20 protein-coding genes and 3 pseudogenes are annotated in these 22,446 nt (G+C 40.8%); 16 read left to right on the forward strand and 7 right to left on the reverse strand.

The window, feature by feature from the left end; translation table 11 throughout:
* The first annotated feature begins 6 nt into the window (after positions 1 to 6).
* From lytR to ACVRZ8_RS03190, 11 genes and pseudogenes are all read left to right on the forward strand, one after another.
* Positions 7 to 1,185 (forward strand): glycopolymer--peptidoglycan transferase LytR, encoded by a 1,179-nt coding sequence (lytR, locus tag ACVRZ8_RS03140; RefSeq protein WP_447447884.1) that lies wholly within the window; start codon positions 7 to 9, stop codon positions 1,183 to 1,185.
* 184 nt (positions 1,186 to 1,369) lie between these two features.
* Entirely contained in the window at positions 1,370 to 1,843 is a 474-nt protein-coding gene (rimP, locus tag ACVRZ8_RS03145) for a ribosome maturation factor RimP (protein ID WP_447447885.1), read from the forward strand.
* Positions 1,844 to 1,964: 121 nt separating this feature from the next.
* Positions 1,965 to 3,206 carry a transcription termination factor NusA gene (nusA, locus tag ACVRZ8_RS03150; RefSeq protein ID WP_447447886.1) on the forward strand — a complete coding sequence of 414 codons (1,242 nt, stop codon included), beginning with the start codon at positions 1,965 to 1,967 and terminating at the stop codon, positions 3,204 to 3,206.
* 17 nt (positions 3,207 to 3,223) lie between these two features.
* Positions 3,224 to 3,520, forward strand: coding sequence for an RNase P modulator RnpM (gene rnpM / locus ACVRZ8_RS03155; RefSeq protein ID WP_447447887.1), 297 nt, complete (start codon positions 3,224 to 3,226; stop codon positions 3,518 to 3,520).
* Positions 3,513 to 3,815, forward strand: a complete 303-nt coding sequence (locus ACVRZ8_RS03160; RefSeq protein WP_447447888.1) for a YlxQ-related RNA-binding protein — start codon at positions 3,513 to 3,515, stop codon at positions 3,813 to 3,815. The genes rnpM and ACVRZ8_RS03160 overlap by 8 nt, the downstream gene beginning before the upstream one ends.
* Positions 3,816 to 3,834: 19 nt before the next feature.
* Positions 3,835 to 3,997: pseudogene (locus ACVRZ8_RS03165) on the forward strand (translation initiation factor IF-2 N-terminal domain-containing protein); the annotation flags it as partial.
* A gap of 182 nt (positions 3,998 to 4,179) precedes the next feature.
* Positions 4,180 to 6,690 (forward strand): annotated as a pseudogene (infB, locus tag ACVRZ8_RS03170) (translation initiation factor IF-2); the annotation flags it as partial.
* A gap of 462 nt (positions 6,691 to 7,152) precedes the next feature.
* Positions 7,153 to 7,503 (forward strand): 30S ribosome-binding factor RbfA, encoded by a 351-nt coding sequence (gene rbfA / locus ACVRZ8_RS03175; protein ID WP_447447889.1) that lies wholly within the window; start codon positions 7,153 to 7,155, stop codon positions 7,501 to 7,503.
* A gap of 268 nt (positions 7,504 to 7,771) precedes the next feature.
* Positions 7,772 to 8,095 (forward strand): MazG nucleotide pyrophosphohydrolase domain-containing protein, encoded by a 324-nt coding sequence (locus ACVRZ8_RS03180; protein WP_447447890.1) that lies wholly within the window; start codon positions 7,772 to 7,774, stop codon positions 8,093 to 8,095.
* Positions 8,092 to 8,652: an LOG family protein gene (locus ACVRZ8_RS03185; protein ID WP_447447891.1), complete on the forward strand. Its 561-nt coding sequence runs from the start codon at positions 8,092 to 8,094 to the stop codon at positions 8,650 to 8,652. The genes ACVRZ8_RS03180 and ACVRZ8_RS03185 overlap by 4 nt, the downstream gene beginning before the upstream one ends.
* 226 nt (positions 8,653 to 8,878) lie before the next feature.
* Positions 8,879 to 9,196: pseudogene (locus ACVRZ8_RS03190) on the forward strand (transposase); the annotation flags it as partial.
* Positions 9,197 to 9,224: 28 nt separating this feature from the next.
* On the opposite strand, the gene ACVRZ8_RS03195 reads toward ACVRZ8_RS03190, so the two are convergent.
* The 6 genes from ACVRZ8_RS03195 to ACVRZ8_RS03220 all read right to left on the reverse strand — a co-directional run bounded on the left by ACVRZ8_RS03195 (position 9,225) and on the right by ACVRZ8_RS03220 (position 15,717).
* Positions 9,225 to 10,112, reverse strand: coding sequence for a CPBP family intramembrane glutamic endopeptidase (locus ACVRZ8_RS03195; protein WP_447447892.1), 888 nt, complete (start codon positions 10,110 to 10,112; stop codon positions 9,225 to 9,227).
* A 100-nt stretch (positions 10,113 to 10,212) separates the two neighbouring features.
* Positions 10,213 to 11,217 (reverse strand): FecCD family ABC transporter permease, encoded by a 1,005-nt coding sequence (locus ACVRZ8_RS03200; protein ID WP_447447893.1) that lies wholly within the window; start codon positions 11,215 to 11,217, stop codon positions 10,213 to 10,215.
* Positions 11,214 to 12,236, reverse strand: a complete 1,023-nt coding sequence (locus ACVRZ8_RS03205; protein WP_447447894.1) for a FecCD family ABC transporter permease — start codon at positions 12,234 to 12,236, stop codon at positions 11,214 to 11,216. The genes ACVRZ8_RS03200 and ACVRZ8_RS03205 overlap by 4 nt, the downstream gene beginning before the upstream one ends.
* A 26-nt stretch (positions 12,237 to 12,262) precedes the next feature.
* The gene (locus tag ACVRZ8_RS03210) at positions 12,263 to 13,219 is read right to left on the reverse strand and encodes an ABC transporter substrate-binding protein (RefSeq protein WP_447447895.1); all 957 of its coding nucleotides are present in this window, start codon (positions 13,217 to 13,219) and stop codon (positions 12,263 to 12,265) included.
* A 96-nt stretch (positions 13,220 to 13,315) separates the two neighbouring features.
* Complete coding sequence (locus tag ACVRZ8_RS03215; protein WP_447447896.1) at positions 13,316 to 14,104, reverse strand: ABC transporter ATP-binding protein; 789 nt, start codon at positions 14,102 to 14,104, stop codon at positions 13,316 to 13,318.
* Positions 14,105 to 14,271: 167 nt separating this feature from the next.
* The gene (locus ACVRZ8_RS03220; protein ID WP_447447897.1) at positions 14,272 to 15,717 is read right to left on the reverse strand and encodes a UDP-N-acetylmuramoyl-L-alanyl-D-glutamate--L-lysine ligase; all 1,446 of its coding nucleotides are present in this window, start codon (positions 15,715 to 15,717) and stop codon (positions 14,272 to 14,274) included.
* A gap of 93 nt (positions 15,718 to 15,810) precedes the next feature.
* On the opposite strand from ACVRZ8_RS03220, the gene ACVRZ8_RS03225 reads away from it, so the two are divergent.
* The 4 genes from ACVRZ8_RS03225 (at position 15,811) to upp (ending at position 20,859) form a co-directional block, all read left to right on the forward strand.
* Positions 15,811 to 17,448 carry a putative polysaccharide biosynthesis protein gene (locus tag ACVRZ8_RS03225; RefSeq protein WP_447447898.1) on the forward strand — a complete coding sequence of 546 codons (1,638 nt, stop codon included), beginning with the start codon at positions 15,811 to 15,813 and terminating at the stop codon, positions 17,446 to 17,448.
* Positions 17,449 to 17,835: 387 nt separating this feature from the next.
* Positions 17,836 to 18,930: a cystathionine gamma-synthase gene (locus tag ACVRZ8_RS03230; RefSeq protein WP_447447899.1), complete on the forward strand. Its 1,095-nt coding sequence runs from the start codon at positions 17,836 to 17,838 to the stop codon at positions 18,928 to 18,930.
* A gap of 49 nt (positions 18,931 to 18,979) precedes the next feature.
* A complete protein-coding gene (locus ACVRZ8_RS03235; protein WP_447447900.1) occupies positions 18,980 to 20,143 on the forward strand; it encodes a MalY/PatB family protein in 1,164 nt (387 codons plus the stop codon).
* Between the two features lie 86 nt (positions 20,144 to 20,229).
* On the forward strand, positions 20,230 to 20,859 hold the full coding sequence (gene upp, locus ACVRZ8_RS03240) for a uracil phosphoribosyltransferase (RefSeq protein ID WP_447447901.1): 630 nt from the start codon (positions 20,230 to 20,232) through the stop codon (positions 20,857 to 20,859).
* Positions 20,860 to 21,061: 202 nt separating this feature from the next.
* Here the strand turns inward: upp and ACVRZ8_RS03245 are convergent, their stop codons facing one another.
* Positions 21,062 to 21,619, reverse strand: coding sequence for a hypothetical protein (locus tag ACVRZ8_RS03245; RefSeq protein WP_447447902.1), 558 nt, complete (start codon positions 21,617 to 21,619; stop codon positions 21,062 to 21,064).
* 227 nt (positions 21,620 to 21,846) lie between these two features.
* On the opposite strand from ACVRZ8_RS03245, the gene clpP reads away from it, so the two are divergent.
* The gene (gene clpP / locus ACVRZ8_RS03250; RefSeq protein ID WP_447447903.1) at positions 21,847 to 22,437 is read left to right on the forward strand and encodes an ATP-dependent Clp protease proteolytic subunit ClpP; all 591 of its coding nucleotides are present in this window, start codon (positions 21,847 to 21,849) and stop codon (positions 22,435 to 22,437) included.
* Positions 22,438 to 22,446: the final 9 nt, after the last annotated feature.

Consider the following 22,446-nt stretch of genomic DNA (forward strand, 5'->3'; position numbering starts at 1 on the left):
ATAAGAATGAAAATTGGTAAAAAAATTCTTTTAATGTTGTTAGCGATTTTGGGAACAACCGTTGTCGCAGTGGGTATCTACGTAGGGACAACCTACAGCTACGCAACAGGTGTGCTCTCTAAAACTCATAAATCTTCGAATGCTTTATCGGGGGATGCCAATGCCATTAAGCAAACAAAACCAATTACGATTTTGCTAATGGGGGTTGATACAGGTTCTGCAACACGTACAGATACTTGGGAAGGTAATTCGGATACCATGCTTTTGGTGACAGTTAACCCGCAGACTAAAAAAGCTACGATGACTAGCTTGGAGCGCGACCTTCTGACAACTATTGATGGTTATGGTCAGGCTAAGCTGAATGCTGCTTATGCAGATGGCGGAGCAGATTTAGCTATCAAGACCATTCAAAATGTCTTAGATATTGACATTAACTACTATGCATTGATTAATATGCAGGGCTTAATTGATTTGGTTGATGCAGTTGGAGGCATTGAAGTCACAAATAATTTTGACTTTGCTATCTCCATTGCAGACAATGAGCCAGAATACACAGCAACAATTGAACCTGGAACCCATACGATTAATGGAGAACAGGCCTTGGTTTATTCACGGATGCGTTATGATGATCCAGAAGGCGACTATGGCCGTCAGAAACGCCAGCGCGAAGTTATCGAAAAGGTGGTTTCTAAACTGCTCAATATGGATTCGATTAGTTCTTATAAGTCTATTCTTTCATCTATAAGTTCTAATGTTCAGACCAGTATTGATTTGAGTGATACGTCTACGTTGCAAAGTCTTATGGGCTATGGCGATGCGATGAAAAATCTCAAATCTTACCAATTAGCTGGCAGCGATGCGACTATTGACGGAGCAAGTTATCAGGTAGCCACCACTGAAAATATCCTAGAGGTGCAAAATCGCATTAAAAAGGAAATTGGAGAAGAAGAAGTTACAGAAAATACTCTTAAAACCAGTTTAGTTCTTTATGAGACAGTTGGGGCTTCTTCCTATGACAGTGGTTATGGCTATTCAGAATCTTACGGAAATAGCTACAGTGACAGCTATGGCAATGGCTATTCGGATGCTTATGGCACTGGAGGCTATAGTGATGGCACAACAGGCGGTTATGATACGGGTACTGGCGGTTCGACCACTTATGATACCGGCGGCTATGCTTATTAATATTAGGTTATAAAGAGCTGGATTTTTATGAAATCTAGCTCTTTTTATTTTTCTCCCCCAAATAGGTGCATATCTTGGATAGCTTTCTCTTGCGTCAAAGTATCTATTGTGCTATAATACTAAAAAATAAGGAAAGAGAGGCGAAGTTGTGACTTCGTCTCTTATGTGTGTAAGGAGGCAACTGATGTCACAAAAGATTATTGATTTGGTGACTCAAATAGTGGAACCTGCCATTCCTAACCCCTTTGAACTGGTTGATGTTGAGTATGGAAAGCTTGGCGGTGACTATGTGCTTTCAATCTTGATTGATAAGCCTGAGGGGATCACGGTGGAGGACACTGCTGAGCTGACAGATATTATCAGTCCTTTATTGGATACGATTAAACCTGATCCTTTTCCAGAACAGTATATGCTGGAAGTATCCAGTCCTGGACTTGAACGTCCGTTAAAGACTAAGGAGTCTTTGGAAAAAGCTGTCGGTCAGCATATCAACCTGAGTCTTTATAAAGCTATTGATAAGGTTAAAGTTTTTCAGGGAGACTTGCTTGCTTTTGACGGAGAGATACTGACTTTGGACTATCTTGATAAAACCCGCCATAAGACGGTTGCCATTCCTTATCAGACAGTTGCCAAAGCTCGCCTAGCAGTCAAGCTTTAAATCAATTTGTTTTGGTCAATAGCAAAGCTTATTAGCTTTTGTCTGACCATGTGTATTGTTACTCCTTTGGGAGTTAGAAAGGATAGAGGCTCTGCTATTTTAAGAAGGAGCCAGAAACACTATGAGCAAAGAAATGCTGGAAGCCTTCCGTGTTCTGGAAGAAGAAAAACACATCAACAAAGACGACATCATTGATGCGGTGGTTGAGTCGCTCAAATCAGCCTACAAACGTCGTTATGGTCAGTCTGAGTCGGCTGAGGTGGTATATAATGAAAAAACGGGAGATTTTCAAGTCTACACAGTTCGTGAGGTTGTTGACGAGGTTTTTGACAGCCGCTTGGAAATCAGTCTTCAGGACGCCCTTGCCATCAGCTCAGCTTATGAGATTGGCGACAAGATTCGTTTTGAAGAATCTGTTGCTGAATTTGGCCGTGTAGCTGCCCAATCAGCAAAACAGACCATTATGGAAAAAATGCGCAAACAGATGCGTGAAATCACTTTTAATGAATACAAACAGCATGAAGGCGAAATCATGCAGGGAACCGTTGAGCGTTTTGATCAGCGCTTCATTTATGTTAATTTGGGAACCCTTGAGGCACAGCTGTCACGCCAAGATCAGATTCCTGGTGAAACATTTAAATCACATGATTTGATTGATGTCTACGTCTATAAGGTTGAAAATAACCCTAAAGGGGTCAATGTCTTTGTCAGCCGCAGTCATCCTGAATTTATCAAGCGTATTATGGAGCAGGAAATTCCCGAAGTCTTTGATGGAACGGTTGAAATCATGAGTGTATCTCGTGAAGCAGGAGATCGGACTAAGGTTGCAGTGCGCAGCCATAATCCGAATGTTGATGCTATCGGAACTATCGTTGGCCGTGGAGGGGCGAATATTAAAAAGGTCATCAGCAAATTCCATCCTAAGCGTGTTGATGCTAAGACAGGCGCTGAAGTTCCTGTTGAGGAAAATATTGACGTTATTCAATGGGTTGATGATCCCGCTGAATTTATCTACAATGCTATTGCACCGGCAGAAGTTGACTATGTTCTCTTTGACGATGAAGATGCCAAGCGTGCAATGGTTGTTGTGCCAGATAACAAATTGTCACTAGCTATTGGACGCCGTGGGCAAAATGTACGTTTAGCGGCTCATCTGACTGGTTACCGTATTGATATCAAATCTGCATCAGAGTATGAAGCTATGGAAGCTGAGCAAGCAGCGCAGGCTGAAGTAACAGCTACCACAGAGGCTGTTCCTTTAGTTGATGATGATTTCGCTCAAGCTGCGGCAGCATTTGGTACAGAAGAAACTCAGGAAGAAACTGTGTCAGAAGACTCTCTGCCAGAAACTGACACTGAGTAAGAAAGTTCAGGTGTTTGATGGCTAAAACACGAAAAATACCTTTACGAAAATCAGTAGTATCTGGTGATATTATTGATAAGCGTGATCTTCTTCGCATTGTTAAAAATAAGGAAGGTCAGGTCTTTATTGATCCGACTGGCAAAAAGAATGGGCGTGGTGCTTATATCAAACTTGATAATGAAGAGGCTGCACTTGCCAAGAAAAAGCGTGTATTTAATCATAGTTTTTCAATGGATGTGCCTGAGGAATTTTATGATGAATTAATCGCTTATGTAGATCACAAGGTTAAAAGAAGAGAGTTGGGTCTTGAATAATACACAGAAACTGTCAAATTTATTAGGTCTCGCACAGCGTGCTGGCAAACTCATTTCAGGTGGGGAATTGGTAATAAAATCAATCCAGTCAGGACAAGCTTATCTTGTCTTTCTAGCTAATGATGCTGGGGCAAATTTGACCAAAAAGATTACTGATAAATGTGATTATTATAGTATAGAAGTCTCCACAGCGTTTACGACGCTGGAATTAAGCACTGCTATTGGCAAGCCCAGAAAGGCTGTTGCTGTAGCAGATGCTGGATTTTCAAAGAAAATGAGGACTCTTATGGACTAAAAGAATAGGAGGACATCACGTGTCAAAGAAACGATTATATGAGATCGCAAAAGAAACAGGACTTGCGAGTAAGGCTGTTGTTGCAAAGGCGCAGGAATTGGGCTTTGCTGTAAAAAGTCATTCGTCAAGTTTAGAAGAAGCAGATGCTAAGCGCTTGGTAGACAGTTTGAAGACTGATACTTCAAAGTCGCCTGCTATCAAAAAGTCAGAAGTAAAGACCGTGTCTAATGAAGCAGAAAAAAGAACTGTACCTCAATCAGACACGAAACCGAAGACTGTTAAGTCAGAGCCTGTAAAACAGGGTGCTCAGGCAGATACAGCCAGCAAAGAAAATACTCCTGCAGCGAGTCAGCCTGCTTTAAAGAAACCGCAGAGCCGTAATTTTAAGGCAGAACGTGAAGCGCGTGCGAAGGCAGAAGCTGAACGCAGAGCCAATAATGGCGGCAGTCGCAGTAAGAACCGTAACAATCAACGTAATGACCGTAATGACAAAGGCAATGGAAATAGCCAAGGGCAAGGCAACCGTCAAACTAAGGGTAACCGTGACCGTAATTTCCAAAACCAAAAGCGCAATGACCGCCGTCAGGACAATCGTCAAAATAACCAAAACCGTAATCAGGGAGCGGGGCCGCGTATTGATTTTAAAGCACGTGCGGCAGCATTGAAAGCCGAACAAAACGCAGAATATTCTCGCAATAGCGAAACACGTTTCCGTGAGCAAGAAGCGGCTAAACGCCAAGCACAGGCTGCTAAAGAAGAAGCACGTCAAGCTAAACTAAATGCACAAGCAGAACTTGCACAGGCAGAAGAAGCGGCAGCAAGGGCAGCGGTTAACACCCCTAAAGCAGCACAGGCGATGCCACAAGCAGAAGTTCCGGCAGCATCAACCCAAGATAAACGCCGCAGCAAACAAGGCCGTCAAGATAAATCTCGCACAAATCGCCGTGAGAACGAAGATGGACCAAAGCAAACTAAAAATAGTAAATGGAATAACCAAAACCAAGTGAGAAATCAACGAAACAGCAACTGGAATAAAAACAAACATAAAAAAGGGAAAAATAACCGTCATGGCAACTCAGCGCCTAAACCAGTAACAGAGCGCAAATTCCATGAATTGCCAAAAGAATTTGAATACTCTGAAGGAATGACCGTTGCCGAAATTGCAAAACGTATCAAACGTGAACCGGCTGAGATTGTTAAAAAACTCTTTATGATGGGTGTTATGGCAACTCAAAATCAATCCTTGGATGGGGATACCATTGAACTTCTTATGGTAGATTATGGTATTGAGGCTCATAAGAAAGTCGAAGTTGATGAGGCTGATATTGAGCGTTTCTTTGCCGAAGAAGGTTATCTCAATCCTGAAGAAATGGTAGAACGTGCACCGGTTGTAACCATCATGGGGCACGTCGACCATGGTAAAACGACACTTCTTGATACCCTTCGCAATTCACGTGTAGCAACTGGGGAAGCTGGTGGTATTACTCAGCATATTGGTGCTTATCAGATTATTGAAAATGATAAAAAAATCACTTTCCTAGATACACCGGGTCACGCAGCCTTTACAAGTATGCGTGCACGCGGAGCTTCTGTAACGGACATTACCATTTTGATTGTTGCTGCTGATGATGGTGTTATGCCGCAAACTATTGAGGCTATCAACCACTCAAAAGCAGCCGAAGTTCCTATCATCGTTGCTATTAATAAAATTGATAAACCTGGAGCTAATCCAGAGCGTGTCATCGGTGAACTTGCTGAGCATGGCGTCATTTCGACAGCTTGGGGTGGTGATTCTGAATTTGTTGAGATTTCAGCTAAATTTGGACAAAATATTGAAGAACTCTTAGAAACCGTTCTCTTAGTTGCGGAAATGGAGGAGCTTAAGGCTGATCCAACAGTTCGTGCCATCGGTACGGTTATTGAAGCTCGTCTTGATAAAGGAAAAGGTGCGGTTGCAACACTTCTCGTTCAGCAAGGTACTTTGCATGTGCAAGATCCAATTGTTGTCGGAAATACTTTCGGCCGTGTGCGTGCCATGACCAATGACCTTGGCCGCCGTGTTAAGTTTGCTGCTCCGTCAACTCCTGTATCTATTACTGGTTTAAATGAAGCTCCAATGGCAGGCGATCATTTTGCGGTTTATGAAGATGAAAAAGCTGCGCGTGCGGCTGGCGAAGAACGTGCTAAGCGTGCGCTTCAGCGTCAGCGTCAGCAAACACACCGTGTCAGTCTTGACAATCTCTTTGATACGCTTAAAGCTGGTGAAGTTAAGACCGTCAATGTCATTATCAAAGCGGATGTTCAAGGTTCTGTCGAAGCTTTGGCTGCTTCCTTGCTTAAGATTGATGTTGAAGGGGTTAAAGTTAATGTTGTCCACTCTGCTGTTGGTGCCATCAATGAATCAGATGTTACTCTAGCAGAAGCTTCAAATGCCGTTATCATTGGTTTCAACGTTCGGCCAACCCCGCAGGCGCGTACTCAAGCTGAAACTGATGAGGTTGAAATCCGCTTGCATTCAATTATCTATAAAGTGATTGAAGAAGTTGAAGATGCCATGAAGGGAATGCTTGACCCAGAATTTGAAGAAAAAGTTATTGGTGAAGCTATTATCCGAGAAACCTTCAAAGTGTCTAAAGTTGGTACTATTGGCGGATTCATGGTTACTAGCGGTAAGATTACCCGTGAATCCAGTGCTCGTGTTATCCGTGATGGTGTTGTTATCTTTGATGGCAAGCTAGCCAGTCTCAAGCACTTCAAAGACGATGTTAAAGAAGTCGGTAATGCCCAAGAAGGCGGTCTCATGATTGAGAACTATAATGATATCCAAGTAGACGACACTATTGAAGCTTATATCATGGAAGAAATTAAAAGATAAATAGCTCGCCGCTGATAGGTTCTTGGTTTGGCCTTATAGAGTCAAGTATAACCCTTGCCAAACTACTAGTATCAGCTAGATCTATTTTCTTTTAGCAGGTCAAAAAGAAAATAAAACTGCTTTTACCTCTTTCTTAATGCTTCTAGCTGTACTCAAATACAGCTGTCATCTTGCTTCCAATTAAGCTTATCTATTTTCTTAATGTCAAAAGAAAAATACAGCTAGGTCATCTGGCCTAGCTTTTGTTGAAGCAGCAAGCGGCACTAGGTTGCATAAGTAGATAGTTGCTGCTATGATAACAGAGATTTTTGAGAGTGAAACCGCCTACTTAATTTGGCCAATTTTAGGTGCGAGCTTAGAAACTAGAGAGTGAAACAGTTCAAAAATTAGCTAGGAGCCTCTGAAGAGGAATTCACAGCATTTCCATCATATCCTAAAAGTATCAAAAAGAAAGGAAAAACAATGGTAAATCATCGTGCTGACCGTGTTGGTATGGAAATCAAACGTGAGGTCAATGACATTTTGCAGAAAAAAGTTCGCGATCCGCGAGTTCAAGATGTCACTATCACTGATGTTCAGATGTTAGGGGATTTGTCAGTTGCGAAAGTTTATTACACTATTCATTCAACTCTTGCTTCTGATAATCAAAAGGCGCAAACTGGTTTGGAAAAGGCTAAGGGCACCATTAAACGTGAACTTGGAAGAAACTTGACTATGTATAAAATTCCAGATTTGGTTTTCATCAAGGATGAATCTATTGAATATGGCAATAAGATTGATCAGATGCTGCGCGACTTAGAACGTAAGGACTAATAAGAATGCAGAACTATACCAGTGTACCCGCCTCACTTAGCGGCAGTTGCAAACAAGCTAGAGTTGCCTAAGCTTAGAAACAGTGCTTAACATCTACTCAGCGGTACAAGAAAAAATTTCGACTGACTTTAGTTAGCTGAATTTCTCCCAACTGCTGCATCTTGTGTATATGAATAAAAAATAGAGTTTGGAACAAAAGCAGTTCCAAACTCTTTTATCATAGCTGTATGATATAATGAAAAGAAACATTAAGGAGAAAAGCCATTTTATGGATTTTAAAGACTATCAAAACTGGGTCAAAACCTTCTATCAGTCACGAAATTGGTATCAATACAACTCTTTTATTCGCAGCAATTTCTTGACAGAAGAGGTCGGTGAATTGGCACAAGCTGTTCGCAAATATGAAATTGGCCGTGACCGTCCTGATGAAGCAGCAGCAACGCAGGCTGAAAATCTGGCGGCTATCAAAGAAGAACTAGGTGATGTTTTAGATAATATCATCATTTTGGCTGACAAATATGATCTGTCTCTGGAAGATATAGTCATCAGTCACAAAGAAAAAATAGAAAAACGATTTGAGGAAGATAGATGAATATTACAGTTTACCTAGGAGCCAGTATCGGTCACGATCTTATTTATAGAGAAAAAACAATTGCATTGGCAGAATGGATTGCCAGAAACGACCATACCTTGATTTACGGAGGCAGTAAGGTAGGGCTTATGGGAATTTTGGCAGATACGGTGTTGGATAAGGGTGCTAAAGTTTATGGTATTATTCCTGAATTTTTACAGGACAGAGAAATTGCTCACACTAGGTTGACAGGCTTGAGTGTGGTTGAAAATATGAATCAGCGCAAGCATCTGATGATGGAAGAAGGCGATGTCTTGATTGCTCTTCCGGGAGGGCCAGGAACACTTGAGGAGATTAGCGAAGCTATTTCTTGGGCACGGGTCGGCCAAAATCCTAAGCCTTGTGTTCTTCTTAATATTAAAGGCTATTACGATGACCTCAAACAGCAGTTTGATCATATGGTCTCCGAGGGATTTCTGACACGGGACGATCGAGATAAGATATTGTTTTCTGATGATTTATTGGAAATTGAAACGTTCATCGCCAGTTACACACCACCTCAAGTCAGATCCTATTGATAATTGCAGCCCTTTTGAACAGACTGTGGAGCTTTCTGGGATATTTTAGAGTAAAATCAAACACTAGGTTCGTTTTCAGTTGATAACTAAAGCAGTTGATTTGAGAAAATCTTTGTTGGATAGATAAGCTTTTGAAGTGCTTGATGATATGAAACTATTTGTGATGTTTTGGGTATTGCTTATGTGGCAATATTAGCGCTGCAAAATCAGCTTTAGAGATAATTTTTATCAGGCAGATTCATATGTGCAGTTACAAAACTTTCAAAATACAGAGAAGTTACCTGATTGCCATTGCTTTTTGAGTTCAAAAGGGATTCGTCCGTCTATGTCACGTAAGGGCAATAGTCCCGACAATGGCATGATAGAGTCCTTCTTTGGCATTCTCAAATCTGAGATGTTCTATGGCTATGAGAAGAGTTTTAAGTCCCTTGACCAACTTGAACAAGCTATCACAGATTACATTTTTTACTACAACAACAAGTGCATTAAGTCAAAACAAAAAGGACTCAGTCCTGTCCAATACAGAACTAAATCCTTTCAATAATTATTTGTCTAACTTTTGGGGGTGCAGTTCAATTTTTGTTCCCCTCTTTTTTATTACGGAATAATCTTTTGCCAATTAGAATAAGTACCATTGTTTCATACAGAACACAGGCAATGCTGCTACCAAAAAAGCCATTGTCAAGTAAATGCTTGCTATGGTTTTCTAAGATAAAAATGGCGTATGAGGGAGCTTTATAAGCTGGTGTATCAAATGCAAAGATAGCAGAAAAAAGAAAATTATTAAAACCATGAATGGCAATAGCCCCCCAGATATTTCCTTTCTCCCAGGTATAGAGACAAAGAAAGATGGCAAATAGTATGACGTTGAGAATAAAAACACCGTCTACATAGCCTGATGCTACATGCAAAAGGCCAAAAACTAAAGAAGAAATCAGAAGGCCTGCCCATTTTCCCAGTGACTTGCTAAGGCTAGGGAAATACCAGCCGCGGGTGAGAAGTTCTTCGCTGCCAGCCTGTAAATGACGAACCACAAATGCAAATAGCAGCAGAGGCAGTGAAAATACCGATAAGTGAACGGCTTTAAGCCTGACGGCACCAGTAACTAAAAAGACTGCAACGATAAGACAACACAGTACTAAAGAAATCAGCCATCCTTGAATTAGCGTTTTCCATTTTGAGGTTTTGATAGATAACCCTAGCGAAAAAATTGATCGTTTTTCGACATAGCGAACCCAGAGAAGAAGAGGTAGGGCATTGCTGGCATAAGCAATCCCCTGCAGGATAAGATCTAAGACAGGATTGGCTGTGTTTTGCTGTGATATTCCTAAAATGTTCAGCAACAAATTGCTGAGCCCAGTACTTATTAGACTGCTGATAACAAGAAAGAGGATAAACAGTAGACTGAGACTGATAGGATGAGATAACAGCTTTTTGAATGTGGTTGGTTTGAAAGGCATAAAAGTGCTCCTATTATTTAATGAGCTTTTATCATAACATAGAAAGCGCTAATCCTTTCTTACACTTTTGTAAGGTGGAGCTAAAAGGCTGAGTGTATTTTTACTGCTGAATTTTTGTCATTAAATAGAGGAAATAAGGTGCTCCAATGACTGAAACGATAAGGCCTGTTGGGATACCTGTTCCTACCAAAAGAACCCGTCCAATGGTGTCCGCCAAAAGAAGCATAGCCGTTCCGCATAACATACTTGCTGGCAGAAGAATACGATGGTTACTGCCTAGATAACGCCTGCTAATATGACCGGCAACCAAACCAACGAAAGTGATATTTCCAATAATAACGACGCTAAAAGCAGCTAAAACAGTTGACAGCATCAGAGTTATTAGGCGTTCTTTTTGCAGGTTAAGTCCCAAGGCCAAGGCGGTTTGTTCATTGAGGTTCATGATATTGAGCTGCTGGCTGCGGCTATAGGTCATTCCCCAGGTGATTATCATCAGCGGAGCCAATAGACTAATGACTGTCCAGTCATCGCCAGTAATTTTACCGCTTAACCAATTTGTGATGTACTCTATTTTATTGTCATCCATCTTGCTGGTTAAAGATACCATAATACCAGAAAGCATAGTTGAAACGCCAACTCCTGTGATAATGAGACGGGTAGGGCTGATACCGTGATTTTTTTTGCGCGCTATTAAGTAAACCAATAAAATTGTTCCGCCTCCGCCAACCATGGCTAAAAAAGGCAGGACAGCGATGATGACAGGATTAGATAAGTCAAAAAAGCTAACTGCAATGGCGACAATTAATCCAGCACCGGTATTAATGCCTAAAATGCCAGAGTCCGCCAATGGATTGCGTGTCAGGGTTTGTAAGAGAACGCCGCTCATTGCTAGAGAAGCTCCGCCAATAATGCAGGCCATAGCACGAGGCAGCCGAATTTTAGTAATGATAAAATTGGTTGACTGTGAAGCCTTTCCCGTAAAAACGGAAAGAACATCAAGCAAGGACTTTGAGCTGTAGCCAAGAGAAAGGGAAAGGACAAATAGCACAAGAACCAGCAGTCCAAGCAAGGCAAAAATCTTTTTAATGTCATGATTGCTTGTCATAAGTTCCTCCCCTTTCTAACCAGCCAGAGGAAAGAAGGTAATCCTATGATACTGATAAGAGCATTGATAGGCACTTCTGTAGGAGCGTTAATAGTACGGCTAATGAGATCTACCCAGATCATAAAAGCAGCCCCAGAGAAAGCGGTTAGAGGAAGAATCAAGCGATAATCTTTTGGCACAAATAAACGGATGAAATGCGGAATAATTAGGCCTAAAAAAGAAATAGAGCCAACCAAAGCAACCGCAGCCCCAGATAAAAGCAGGACAATTAAAAGAAGAAAAATGGTTATTTTGAAAGTCTCTTGTCCCAGGGCCTTGGCTACCGTTTCATTGAGGCTGAGGATAGTGAGTTGATGTGCTAATAGCTGCGCTAGCAAAAGGCCGACTAGGATAAAAGGGGCAATGATAGCCAGCATTTTCCAGTTGATCTGAGAAAAACCACCTGACTGCCAGCCAATAACTGTTTTTTCTAAATCAAAATAGATAGTGACTGCCTGTCCGATAGCACTAAAAAAAGTTGCGACCATGGCTCCGGCTAAGATTAATCTGAGTTGATTATAGCCGTGTTTTGATTGATAGGCGAGGCCAAAAACCAGCAAGGTCGCCAAAAGAGATCCCAACAGGCAGATGACTAAGATAAGACTGTAATGCAGACTTCCTAAAAAAGCATAAGCTAAAATTAGTGCCAGGCCAGCGCCAGCATTGATTCCTAAGAGCCCAGGGTCAGCAATAGGATTGCGCGTAACTCCCTGCATGATGGCTCCGGCCTGAGACATAGCTGCTCCCACTAGTATAGCAGCAAAGAGTCTTGGAATACGCAGATCGAAAATGACATCTTGGATATCGGAATTTACGGCGGGATTCTTAAGCACATTCATTAACTGGTTATGAGTGTAGTTGATAGTGCCAAATCGGGCTCCAAAATAGCAGCCGCTGCCAAATAGGACAAGGATAATGAAAAAAACAAGCCAAAGTGTTTTTGGCTTATTTTGATACTGCAAGGAATTTGTTTCTGACATATGAAGTTCCTTTAAAGGGCAATGCGTTATTGATTAACTTTCTTGACAGCGTCAACAAAGGCATCAATTTGTTTATCAAGTGACATTGGATCAGAGAAATAGAAAAGATCGTAGTCAAGTTCAAGAGCCTTACCGTTTTGGACGGCTGGTAAGTTTTTGTAGACATCGCTTTCTTTTAGGGAAGCAGCAGATTCGCTGCTGTCTTTATTGACATCCATAACAAGATAGTCACCGACATAATTGCCCAGAGTTTCTTGAGAAATGCTCAGCCAGCCATCCTTATTGATGACCTCATCTTGAACGGTCTGCGGTGCTGAGTAACCAAGAGCATCATAAATCAATTCTCCTCCGCGGCCAAAATTATTGCCATAGATGGTGATATTTTTATCATAGAAATCCATAACAGTGAAGGTTGTATCTGATGAAACGTAGCTACTTAGTTCTTTTTTAGCATTTTCGACTTTTTTATCCCAAGTTTTGCGCCATTCTTTAGCTTTATCTTCTTTACCAAAAATCGCGGCTAAATCATCCAGCATTTGCAGGTAATCAGATTTACCATAGGTAACTTCGATAACTGGGGCGATTTCTTTTAGCTTGTCAATATTATCACTGCCAGCAAAGACGATGATTAAGTCTGGTTCTTGCGCAGCGATAGCTTCGGTATCGTCAGCAGTCAGCTGTACGGCATCTTTTAATTGCTCACCAAAAGCAGGGCTGTTTTTTTCTGCATCAAGAGAATAACTGGACACATTAACGCCTAATTGAAGCAGATAGCCTGTGTATGAATAGGCGAAATTAACCACCTTTTTAGGGTTTTTAGGGACATCTCCATAATATTTAACCCCATCAATTTTAGGCATTGAAGAAATAGCAGAGCTATCAGAAGAAGAGGTCTTTTTTTCTGATGAGCCTGAACAAGCAGTCAGCACAAAAACGGCTGCCAGAGCGGTTACAAGCAGAGTAACCCATTTTTTAACAGTCATAAAATACTCCTTTGTGAAATGGCTGATAATCTCAAACGATTTATCAGCCGCTTATCTAGGCTGCGATACCTAGATATCTATGTGAGCGTTCTAACCTCAGTCTGCAAGCAGCTGATAGGTCAAAACGGTAGGTTTGTTGTGAATCGGATCGCTGACAATATGGGCATCAATCTGAAAAATATCACGCAAAATCTCAGAGGTCATAACCTCCTCAGCCTTTCCCTGATAATGAACCTGACCATCTTTCATAGCAATGAGGCGGTCAGAAAAGCGGGCGGAAAGATTGAGATCATGTAAGACCATAATGATTGTTTTTCCGGATTCTTTATTGAGACGGTTTAACAGTTCTAATATTTCCAGCTGATGGTTGAGATCCAGATAAGTAGTCGGCTCGTCAAGAAAGATAGTATCTGTATCTTGAGCTAAAGCCATGGCAATCCAGACACGCTGGCGCTGTCCGCCAGACAAATCATCAACCTCCAAATTGGCAAAGCTGGTTGTGCGTGTGACTTCCATAGCCCAGTGGATTTTGTCCCGATCCTGTTTGGTCAGCATTCCCAGATATTTTTGATGGGGAAAGCGACCATAAGAAATCAATTCATAAACTGAGATACCCTCAGTAGCCTCAAGCACTTGGGGAAGCAAAGCCATTTTTTTGGCAATTTCTTTGGTGGGAAGGCTTGCAATGGAATCCCCATCAAGAAAAATAGACCCACTGTTTAAATTCTGAATGCGTGTTAAAGCCTTTAAAAGGGTTGACTTTCCGCAGCCATTTGAGCCAATAATTGTTGTTATTTTTCCTTCTGGGATTTCCAAACTGAGTTGATCAATGATGATATTTTTATCATAGCTGACCTGAATATCTTCAGCACGAATTTGTGACATGCAAAGCTCCTTTCTTTTTTATTTGATTGTCAAAATCATGCCAGTATTATACCATAGAAAAAAGGCTTAAAGAAGCCTTGTAGGATAAATAAGAATAGTTATAGAAAATAGAGCCTATACTTGTTTATATAAACCAAGCAGTTTGATTGAATATTTAGACCTTTATATCACAAAAATTGTTTAGCAACAGTTATGTCCCCAGCATAAGCTGCACGTTTACCTTCGATAATTTGAAAAGCATCGGCTCCTTTTCCGGCAATGACAAGAGCATCATTGGCAGAAGCGGTTAGTTGCATTGCCTGCTTAATGGCTTCTTGACGATCTGTTATAATACGGACATCACGGTCAATATGGCTGGCAATTTCCTGACAAATGACTAAAGGATCTTCAAAATTGGGATCATCTGCAGATAAAATCACTTCAACGTTAGGGTAGCGGTTGAGAACTGTTCCAAAATCTTTACGGCGGCTCTCTCCTTTATTTCCAGGAGCCCCCAGAATCAAGAAGAGCTGTCCAGTTTGATGCTGACTGACGACGTTTAACAATTTATCTAGACTATCGCCGTTATGGGCATAGTCCACGAAGATTTTAGCACCATTTTTCTGGGTTAAAACTTCCATGCGCCCAGGAACAGATGTGTCAGCGATACCCTTTTTAATATCTTCAAGGCTAGCATCTAAACGAAGGCAAGCAAGGCCGGCAGCTAGGGCGTTTTCCTGATTGAAGCCCCCAATTAACTGAATGTCGTAATGTCCGGCTAATTTTCCTTGAGCCTCAAAAGTAAAGGCTTTTTGCTGCTGCAAGGTATTATCCGAAACAGCTCCATAAAAATCATGTTCTTTTTGAGCGACCTGATCGCGGACGAGCTCAAAATGATCCATACCGCTATTGATAACAACAGCTCTGCTATTGTCCAATAAGAGCCGTTTATGATAAAAATAATCTTCAAAAGTTGGATGCTCAATAGGGCCGATATGGTCAGGACTGATATTAAGAAAAACACCGACATCAAAGGTCAGCCCATAGACCCGCTTAACCAGAAAAGCTTGACTGGAAACTTCCATGATGAGATGGGTCATGCCGTTTGTGACAGCTTCGGCCATCATTCGAAAAAGATCGAGACTTTCAGGTGTCGTCAGAGTGGACTTAAAGAAAGTCTTGCCATCAAGTGTAGTGTTCATGGTAGACAGCATAGCAGGTTTATGGCTTCTTTTGAGAATATGATAGGCAAAATAGGCCGCTGTGGTCTTACCTTTGGTTCCTGTAAAAGCGAGGAGTTTCAGCTTCTCCTGCGGATTTTGGTAAAAAGCCTGTGCTACTAAACTCATTGCTTGTTTAATATCGTTAACAATAACAGCAGGAATGCCTACCTCGTAATCTTTTTCAGCAACGTAAAAAGTCAATCCACGCTGTACGGCATCTTCTAGGAACTCTTTTTTAAAAGCTGCGCCTTTAACGAAAAAAAGAGTGTCGGCATCGGTATCACGACTGTCGTAGGACAGTTTTTTAAAGCTGGCATCAGACCAATTAAAGTAATAGCTGCCGTTTGCAATAATCTCACGAAAATTTTTATCTGCTTTTAAAATATCAAGCGTTGTTTCAATGCTAATCATACTACCTATTTTAGACTGAAAGCCGCCGTTTTACAAGTCACAATCAAAAGTTTATAATAAAAATAATATTATGCGATTTTTAGAAAGATGATTATGACTGAAAACAAAACAAAACTGTCTCAGCAGGAGCAAATGGTCAAGGGAACAGCATGGCTGACAACTTCTAATATTATCAGCCGTCTTCTGGGAGCTGTTTACATCATCCCTTGGTTTGCTTGGATGGGAACGCACGGAAATGAGGCCAATGCCCTTTTTGGGATGGGCTATAATATTTACGCCCTTTTTCTGCTGATTTCGACTGCGGGTATTCCTGTTGCCATTGCGAAACAAGTATCTAAATACAATACTTTAGGGCAGGAAGCAACCAGCTATTTCCTGCTCAAACGTATTTTATATTATATGCTGGGCTTGGGCCTGATTTTTGCCATCATTATGTATATAGGAGCTCCGCTTTTATCTGCTTGGTCGGGCTGGTCTGGTCAAGATGGCATACGTGTGTTAAAAAGTCTAGCTTGGGCAGTGCTAATCTTTCCATCTATGTCGGTTCTGCGTGGCTTTTTCCAAGGCTTCAATAATCTTAAACCCTATGCCATGAGTCAAATTGCAGAGCAGATTATTCGGGTTATTTGGATGCTGCTGGCCACCTTTTTCATCATGAAAATAGGCTCAGGTGATTATACAACCGCCGTTGTTCAGTCAACCTTTGCAGCCTTTATTGGAATGCTTGCCAGTGTTGCTGTACTTTTTTTCTATTTATGGAAAGAAGGTAAATTCACATCAATCTTTGGCAAACAGCAAGTTCATCCTGATATAGATGCAAGAGCTATTGTGATTGAGACCTTTAAAGAAGCTTTGCCATTTATCATCACAGGCTCTGCCATTCAAATTTTTCAAATGGTGGATCAATTTACCTTTATTAAAACCATGGAAAATATCAGCACCTACAGTCATCAAGAACTGAAAGTGCTCTATGCTTACTTCTCATCTAATCCCAATAAAATCACCATGATTTTGATTGCAGTAGCAACAGCCGTTGGCGGTGCGGGAATTCCTCTTTTGACGGAAAATTACGTTAATAAAAATCTTTACGCAGCGGCCAAGCTTATTATTGGTAATTTGCAGCTGCTGGCTCTTGTTTTGATTCCTGCTTTGGTTGGAGCTGCGATCTTGGCTGAACCGCTTTATACTGTTTTTTACGGAGCACCAACCAGCACGGCCTTAAGCCTTTTTATTGCGTGCTTGGGGCAGGTTATCTTTTTAGCCCTTTACAGTGTTATAGCTCCCATGATTCAAGCCCTTTTTGAAAACCGAAAAGCTATTCTCTACTTTCTTTATGGCCTAGGCATTAAACTGATTTTGCAAATTCCTCTGATTATGCTGCTGGGAGCTTACGGTCCAATCCTTTCGACAGCTATCGGACTTGGAGTTCCGATTGTTCTCATGTATAAGCGTATGCAAGTTGTGACTCGCTTCAGCCGTAAAACGATTTTAAAAAAGACTTTGCTTATCGTTATTATGTCTGCATTAATGGCTATACCAGTTAGTCTTGTTACTTGGCTTATGTCCTTCTTCATTGCATCTAATAGCCGTATTGGCAGCGTTATCTATCTTGTCCTTGTTGGGGCAATAGGCGTTGCTGTTTATGGCTATTTGGGACTTAAAACCCGTATGGCAGATCAGCTGTTGGGAAGAAGAGCTCAGGGCTTACGCAAAAAATTGAAGATTAATTAAAAGTCTCTCCTGCTTTTTTAGCAGGAGATTTTCTATTGAAAAATAAAAATACCAGCCTTCCAGCTGGGCTTGTAAGACCGCTAGAAAACCAGTATTTTTACCAAAATGAGGGAGCATACGTGAACTATAAAAGTTGAAAAGGGGTTGAATATAGTCTTATCTTGAAGTATTAATCACTATTTTAAAGCATTCCCACTCATTTCATTGTATCTATTGTAACATACACTATTGATATAGTCCAGTAATACAATAAAATTTTATCAATAACCTTTGTGTTTGCTATAGTTATTACTTATAACCAGTCATCAAGAAAATTAATAATCGAAATGCCGTATTTTAAGGAATATAGTGGTAGAATAGAAGCAATACAAGTAAAGGGAGTTTATAATGACACGTGATTTTAAATTAGATACTATCTTAGCGCATGCAGGAATTAATTCAGATGAAGCAACAGGAGCCTTAGCTTCGCCTATTCATTTTTCAACAACTTACCAGCATCCTGAGTTTGGCCACTCAACGGGATTTGATTATACACGTACTAAAAACCCAACACGTGCAACGCTTGAAAAGACTCTGGCAGCTATTGAAAAGGCTGATTATGCTTTGGCAACAAGTTCTGGCATGAGTGCCATTATTCTCGCTTTTGAAATTTTTCCTGTAGGCAGTAAAGTGGTTGCTGCGCGTGATTTATATGGGGGAACTTTCCGTTGGTTCAATGATAAAGAAGCAGAAGGACGCTTTGCTTTTACTTATACTAATACGGAAGAAGAAATGATTGCGGCTATCACTGATGAAACGGATATCGTTTATATCGAAACGCCGACCAACCCTCTCATGATTGAATTCGATATTGAAAAAGTCGCTCAATTAGCGCACGAAAAAGGCGCTGCTGTTATTGTGGACAATACTTTTTACAGCCCTATTTACCAAAATCCTATTCCATTGGGTGCTGATATTGTCGTTCATTCTGCAACTAAATATCTATCCGGTCACAATGATGTTTTGGCTGGTGTCGTTGTGACGAGCAATCAAGACTTCTACGATAGACTTTTTTATAATCTCAACACGACAGGTCCCAACCTCTCTCCGTTTGACAGCTACATGTTGATGCGCGGACTTAAGACGCTCAAGCTGCGCATGGAAAAGTCAACAGAAAATGCGAAAGCTGTTGCTGATTTTTTAGAAAGTCTGCCAACAGTCAAGGAAGTCCTTTATACAGGCAAGGGAGGAATGATTTCGTTCAAGGTAGCTGATGAAAGTAAAATTCCAAATATCATCAATACCCTTGACGTTTTCACTTTTGCTGAAAGCTTAGGCGGTGTAGAAAGCTTGATTACCTATCCTACTACTCAGACCCATGCAGATATCCCGTCAGATGTTCGTGCTTCATATGGTTTAACAGATGATTTGCTTCGCCTTTCCATTGGTATTGAAGACGTGGACGATTTGATTAATGATTTGAAAAATGCGCTTGAAGCTTAACCTGAAAACGAGACAAGTCTCGTTTTTATTGCACAGAAAAGAGGAAATTATGGGAAATTACGATTTCACAACACAGCCAAACCGCTTAGATCAACATTCCTACAAATGGCATAAAACGGAAGAAAATCCAGACCTGCTTCAGATGTGGGTGGCAGACATGGACTTTTTGCCAGTTCCCCAGATTAAAGAAGCTGTCATCAACTACGGTCAAAAACACATTTTTGGCTATCCTTACCTATGGGACGGCGTTTATCAGGCTGTTATTGATTGGGAAAAGGCAGAGCATGGCTATGATGTCAGCAAAGATGAGCTTGTCTTCATTGATGGTGTGGTGCCAGCTATCTCAGTTGCCATTCAAAGTTTCACCAAAGCTGGAGAAGCAGTGCTTATTAATTCGCCGGTCTATTATCCCTTTGCCCGCACTGTTCGTCTCAATGACCGTAAGTTGGTGGAAAATTCTCTTCAAATTGTCAATGGACGTTTTGAAATTGATTTTGATCAGCTGGAAAAAGATATTGTGGCTAATGACGTTAAGCTTTACCTTCTCTGCAGCCCCCACAATCCTGGCGGCCGTGTCTGGGCACGTGAGGATTTGGTGAAAATAGCAGAGCTTTGCAAAAAATATGAAGTTCTTCTCGTATCAGATGAAATTCATCAGGATTTGGCTCTTTTTGGAAATAAACACATTTCACTCAACACCATTGACGAAACCTACAAAGATTTTACTATTATTTTGGGCTCTGCAACAAAGACCTTTAATATTGCTGGAACCAAGAACAGCTTTGCCATTATCCCAAATGAAAATCTCCGCAAACGCTTTAAAATCACACAGTTGGCAAACAATCAGCATGAGGTGCCAACCTTAGGTTTGATAACAACAGAAGCAGCCTTTGTTTATGGCAAACCTTGGCTGGAAGAACTCAAAACAGTGCTTGAGGAAAATATTAATTATGTAACGGATTATCTGTCTGAGCACACGAATATCAAGGTTATAAAACCAGAAGGAACTTATTTGGTTTGGCTGGATTTTTCAGCTTATGGTTTGCCCCAGCCTGATTTGGACGAAAAACTGCAAAAAGAAGCTAGGGTTGTTCTTAATGACGGTGCTCATTTTGGGAAAGAGGGTCGTTATTTTGCCCGTCTCAATGTGGCAGCTCCTCTGGCAACAGTCAAAGAAGCCGCTGCGCGTATCGCTCAGGTCTTTGGGAAATAAATTAAAGAAAACCTTTTGAGCTAACTGTCAAACCATTACCATTTATGGTAAAATTGTCTTAAAATCATTGAAAGTTGGTAAGAGACATGGGAAAATTTCAAGTTATTTCACATCCGCTGATTCAGCATAAATTATCAATTTTGCGTCGAACGGATACTTCTACGAAACATTTTCGTGAGCTGGTCAATGAGATTGCTATGCTCATGGGTTATGAGGTTTCGCGTGATTTGCCTCTTGAGGCTGTCGAAATCCAGACACCAGTTGCAAAGACTGTTCAAAAGCAGCTGGCGGGTAAAAAATTAGCTATTGTCCCCATTTTACGTGCGGGGATTGGTATGGTTGATGGCTTGCTCAGTCTTGTTCCTGCGGCTAAGGTTGGTCATATTGGTATGTATCGAAATGAAGAAACTCTTGAGCCTGTGGAATATCTGGTCAAATTGCCTGAGGATATTGATCAGCGTCAGATTTTCTTAGTGGATCCTATGTTAGCAACAGGAGGATCAGCTATTTTGGCAGTTGATTCTCTGAAAAAACGCGGTGCAGCTAATATCAAATTTGTCTGTTTAGTCGCAGCGCCAGAGGGTGTCAAAAAACTTCAGGAAGCTCATCCTGATATTGACATTTATACAGCCGCTCTTGATGAAAAGCTTAATGAACACGGCTATATTGTTCCAGGTCTGGGTGATGCTGGTGACCGATTGTTTGGAACCAAATAATAAGAACGCAGTTCAGATTGAAGAAAATTGTCCAAAATGGACTTTTTCTTCAATCTTTTTTCTTTGTGTTCAAAATCCAAAAAAACTCCCAGAAACATTGGAATAATAGTGTTTATAGGAGTTTAATTGTAAACTATATCACCATAAGAATTTCCTAAATGTTTACATTTTTAGAGGGTATCTACATTCTTTTTCAGGGTCTTCAGCAATAATTATTGTTGAGATAATGGATAATATCAGCGATTTGGCGATCGTAGCTGTTAATGGTATCAATACCATTTTCAGTTAAGTAAGCCTCCAATTCTTCATTGCCTGTTCCAACATGTGTACTACTCGTAGGCAATGTTACAGCGTAGGATGTGTCCTTGTTAAAAATAACCTGCACCCCACTTGCTGTTTCAATGGTATAGGAACCATCTACGGATTTGATCACATGGGTACCGTCGCTGTCCTCAATTGTGTAAGAGCCATTTGCCTGATAATTGGCAGTGCTGCCTGTTGTTTGCTCCAGAACAAAACCGCCTTTACTGACCGTATAGACCTTGCCGTCGCTTTCTTCATAGACCCCGTCTGACACTAGTATTTTTGGAAATGTAGCGGCTGAACTGCTGGCAGTATTGGTTTTGCTGGATGGTGAGACAGTTTTTTCTGTGTTAGTGGTTGTTTTATGGCTTGTTTGCTTTTGATTCTGACAAGCAGTCAACAATAAGATGCTGCTTGATAAGATTGAAAAGTAGGTTAATTTTTTGATTATTGACATAATACAATAACCTCCTTATACTTATCATATCAAATATACTTTATAAATTGAGAAATAAAGCGAGTAAAATACAAAATTAACATATTTTTGTTACATGATTGTCACTTAAAAAAGGCAGTATATTCTTTAGTTTAAGTGTAAAAGCAAGATTTTGTGTTAAATATTTGACCTTTTTTGACCAAACGGTTATAATAAAAAATAATTATGTATTTAAGGAGACTGATTTTATGATTCCTGTTGTTATTGAACAAACATCACGCGGTGAACGTTCCTATGATATTTATTCACGTTTGCTTAAAGATCGTATTATTATGCTGACGGGTCCTGTTGAGGATAACATGGCTAATTCAATTATTGCTCAGCTTTTGTTCTTGGACGCTCAAGACAGTACTAAGGACATCTACCTTTACGTTAACAGCCCTGGTGGTTCAGTGTCAGCTGGTCTGGCTATTGTTGATACCATGAATTTTATCAAATCTGACGTGCAAACCATCGTTATGGGGATAGCCGCTTCCATGGGAACCATTATCGCCTCAAGCGGCGCTAAAGGCAAACGCTTCATGCTTCCAAATGCCGAATATCTGATCCATCAGCCCATGGGCGGTACTGGCAGCGGTACGCAGCAGTCAGATATGGCCATTGCAGCAGAGCAATTACTCAAAACACGTGCTAAGCTGGAAAAGATTTTGTCTGAAAATTCCGGTAAGACAATTAAACAGATTCATAAAGATGCTGAGCGTGACTACTGGATGACTGCCAAAGAAACATTGGATTACGGTTTCATTGACGAAATCATGGAAAATAATAATCTTAATTAAGGTTACAGC

The sequence above is a fragment of the Streptococcus dentiloxodontae genome, from assembly GCF_053206925.1.